Annotated in this window: 4 protein-coding genes; 2 read left to right on the plus strand and 2 right to left on the minus strand. The window is 67.5% G+C overall.

Going from position 1 to position 3,701, the window contains the following annotated elements; genetic code table 11:
- Positions 1 to 995: hypothetical protein (locus tag VNE60_11680; GenBank protein HVB32179.1), on the minus strand; the 995-nt coding region annotated here is incomplete at its 3' end.
- 192 nt (positions 996 to 1,187) lie between these two features.
- Between VNE60_11680 and VNE60_11685 the strand changes: the two genes are divergently transcribed.
- Entirely contained in the window at positions 1,188 to 1,658 is a 471-nt protein-coding gene (locus VNE60_11685; protein ID HVB32180.1) for a carboxymuconolactone decarboxylase family protein, read from the plus strand.
- Between the two features lie 49 nt (positions 1,659 to 1,707).
- Positions 1,708 to 2,094, plus strand: a complete 387-nt coding sequence (locus tag VNE60_11690; protein ID HVB32181.1) for a RidA family protein — start codon at positions 1,708 to 1,710, stop codon at positions 2,092 to 2,094.
- Positions 2,095 to 2,150: 56 nt separating this feature from the next.
- Here VNE60_11690 and VNE60_11695 read toward each other — a convergent pair.
- Positions 2,151 to 3,701, minus strand: a 1,551-nt coding sequence (locus VNE60_11695) for a CocE/NonD family hydrolase (GenBank protein HVB32182.1), incomplete at its 5' end; no start/stop codon positions are given.

A 3,701-nucleotide genomic window follows, 5' to 3' on the forward strand; every position in this document is an offset into this window, starting at 1 on the left:
CGCGGGTACGCCGTCACCGCCGCGACGATGCGGCCGGCAGCGATCGCGGCGTCGAGGGAATCGGCCGGGAAGGACACGGCGCGCAGCGGGGCCGCCGGATCGGTCGTCATCCCCTGCGGGATCCACGGCGGCACGTTGGGCGACGTGGCGAGGGCGACGATGCGTTCGGCGAGCTGTCTGGCGATCGAGTCGCCGGCCGCGTAGCCGACCACGGTCGCCACCGAAGCGGCGCGGTCGACCGTGTCCGCGCACGTCGAGTCGTGCTGCCACCAGAACGGCGGATCGGCGCTGCGCGCCTCGCTCTGCACCGCGTCGCGCGCCAACGCGTCGCGCTCCACCGGCGTGGGAACCGCCATCGAGTCTCCGCCGGGCGCCACGAGCACGTACGTGCGATCCCAGGGCAGCGTCACGCTGCGGTACGCGCCGCCACGCGCCGCGTAGGCCAGCACTTCTGGATTCCGCGTGATCAGCACGTCGGCGCGACGCACGCCGGCGTTCGGCAGGCCGCGGTCCAGGACGTCGCGCAGATCGGCGTTCGCCGGCGCATCCACGAAGACCACTGCCGGATGCACACGGTTCGAGTCGATCGCCAGGCCATAGCGGGGATCGCTCATCACCGCCGGGCCATCGGGTTCCGGGCGGTCGAACTCGATGCGCGCGGTGGCCGGAGTCATGGCCTGCACGTCGATCACGTGCGGCCAGGCGCGCGGTGTTCCGCGGGCGCTCTGCCAGGCTGCCGCGATCGGCGCGGCAGCGGTGGAGAGCTCGAACGTCCAGACCGTGGCCGAATCGTTCTTTCGCCAGCTCGTGGCGAGTTCGGGTAGCAGAATGCCTTCGCAGTCCACGCGGGTGAGCGTCCGCACGCGCTGACGGGCGGCGAGGGGCCTGGTATCGCGGGCCACGATATGCACCGTATCGGCGGGCGACGCGGACGTGTCGGCGATCGAGCAGGCGGCCGACCCGGACCGGCTCGATGGCGCGGGAGACGGGCGCATCGGCCCCGGGAGGCCCGCGCACGACCAGAGGACCGCGAGCAATACGGCAAGCGAATACGCCGAGGCGGCGCGGCGGGAACCGTTCACGTCCGGACGGAGGCCATGGATCAGAGATTTACCCTCCCGATCGAACCCGCGCCACGGGGCCGAGCGTGATATACTGTCCGGGTCACCGCAAACCGATCGGGAGGAATGGTGAACCCACGCTTCAGCTATGCGACGTCGGCACCCGGCGCGTACCAGGCCATGGTGGGCCTGGAAAAGTATCTGCACCAGTGCGGGCTCGAGGAATCGTTGATCCACCTGATCAAGCTGCGGGCGTCGCAGATCAACGGCTGCGCCTACTGCATCGACATGCATTGGAAGGACCTGCGGGCCATCGGCGAGAACGAGCAGCGGCTGTACTCGCTGGATGCATGGCGCGAGTGTCCGTATTACACCGATCGCGAACGCGCCGCGCTGGCGTGGACGGAGGCGGTGACGCTGGTGGCCGACGGCCACGTGCCCGACGCCGTGTACGACGAGGTGCAGCCGCACTTCACCGAGAAGGAGTTGTCCGATCTCACGTTCGCCATCGCCACGATCAACGCGTGGAACCGGCTGGCGATCTCGGCACGCACCGAGCCGGGCACGTACGAGTCCAGGCTGACGCCGGCGAAGTGACGATGGCGGCGGGGCCGCCGCGAGAACCCATGACCAGGAGTGCGGGCCCATGACCAGGCAGCTGATCTCGTCGGGAACGAGTTGGGAGAAGCTCTACGGCTACAGCCGCGCCGTGCGGCAGGGGAACGCCGTGTACGTGGCCGGCACCACCGCCGTGGACGAGTCGGGGGCCGTGGTCGGGGAGGACGACCCTCACCAGCAGGCCCGGTTCATCTATGCGAAAATTGAAAAGGCCCTCGCCGAAGCGGGGGCCTCTCTCAAGGACGTGGTTCGCGTACGGACCTTCGTCACCGACATCTCATGGTGGACCGAGGTGGCGCGGGCGCAGGGCGAGGTGTTCGCGGACATTCGCCCTGCGGCCACGCTGGTGCAGGTGAGCGCGTTGGTGGATCCGAAGTTGCTGGTCGAAATTGAAGTGGACGCCGTTGTAGCGTAGCACGTCCGCCTGACTGCCGGACTGTCAATCAGTCCGGCAGTCGGGCAGTCACAACGCTATCTGCGCACCACCGGCAACTCCACGAAACTGGCCTCGCCGGGCGCGTGATAGATCGTCATCGTCGCCTTCTTGTAGTCGCTCGGCTTGGCCCAGAAGATGTTCTTCACGAACGTCTGCGGATTGCGATCGTACAGCGGGAACCAGCTCGATTGGATCTGGACCATGATCCGGTGGCCCGGCAAGAAGACATGGTTCGCCGTGGGGAGTTCGAACTTGTAGAGCAGCGGCGTGTTGGGCGTGATCGGCTCGGGGTCGGAGTAGCTGGTGCGGTAGCGCCCGCGGAAGATGTCCATGGATACCGCCAGTTCGTAGCCGCCCATCGCCGGGTCGTTGCCCACCTCGGGCGGGTACACGTCGATGAGCTTCACCACCCAGTCGGCGTCGGTGCCCGTGGTGGCCGCGATGAGGTTGGCGACCGGCTGGCCGCTGATCTGCATGGGCGCTGAGAGCACGTCCGACTCGTAGGTCAGCACGTCGGGGCGGCCCGACGCTTCGCGCTGGTCGTCCACCAGCCACTGCGGCCAGGTGAGCGGGAACACGTAGCCCGTGGGCTGCGACGGACGCGAGCGGTACGGCACCGGTTTGGCCGGGTCGGACACGTACGAGTCCGTGCCGTTGCCGCCGGCACTCGGCGCCGCGAAGCCGACCTTCATATTGGATTCCAGATAGAGCGGCGTCGGGGTGGGCGTGCAGCCCGAGGCGCAACCCGAAGGCCAACTCTGGAGCCGCTCCCACTTGTTGGCGCCGGTGAGGTAGGCGTTCACCGGGGCCACCGGCTCGGCGGGCGTGCTGTCCTTGAGGTACTTGGCCAGGAACGGGCCGAGGATCTGCGACTGGAAATCGTAGGACGTGTTGGTCGGGAACTTGAGCGCGCCCAGCGAGCTGCCGTCCTCGATCTCCTGCCCGTGGTGCCAGGGGCCCATGACCAGGTAGACCATGTTGTTGTTGACGTCCTTGGGCTTGATGGCGTCGTACACCGCCATGGCGCCGTAGATGTCCTCCTGGTCCCAGAGCGACGACACCAGCATGGTCGGCACCTTGAGGGGCTGCCTGGCGAGGATCTTGTCCATCGCCTGTTCCTGCCACCACGCATCGTAGCTGGGGTGGACCAGGATCTGGTTCCAGAAGCCCACCTGCTGCATGCCGCGCGACGCGCCGAGCGCGCCCGCCGAGCCCTTGCTCATGTAGAGGTCGTAGTCGTCGAAGTAGTCCGTCCACCAGTGCACCGAGTTGTCGCGCGTGGCTTCCTGTTCCAGGATGTACGGCATGTTCTGTTCGCGGAATGCGCCGTGGTGGAACCAGTCGTCGCCCATCCAGCCGTCCACCATCGGGTTCATGGGGACACTCACCTTGAGCGCCGGGTGCGGGTTCACGAGGCCCATGAGCGGCTCGAACCCGTCGTACGAGATGCCCAGTTCGCCCACTCGGCCGTTCGACTGCGGGATGTTCTTCACCAGCCAGTCGATCGTGTCGTAGGTGTCGGTACTCTCGTCCACCTTGGTGTCGTTGAGCGGGCCCACGAGCGGGCGGTTCATGACGTACTCGCC

The organism is Gemmatimonadaceae bacterium, from assembly GCA_035533755.1.
Taxonomy (GTDB): Bacteria; Gemmatimonadota; Gemmatimonadetes; order Gemmatimonadales; family Gemmatimonadaceae; genus JAGWRI01.

Coding starts and splice junctions, on each gene's coding strand:
- VNE60_11685 (HVB32180.1), top strand. CDS start 1,188: ATGGTGAACCCACGCTTCAGCTATGCGACGTCGGCACCCGGCGCGTAC.
- VNE60_11690 (HVB32181.1), top strand. CDS start 1,708: ATGACCAGGCAGCTGATCTCGTCGGGAACGAGTTGGGAGAAGCTCTAC.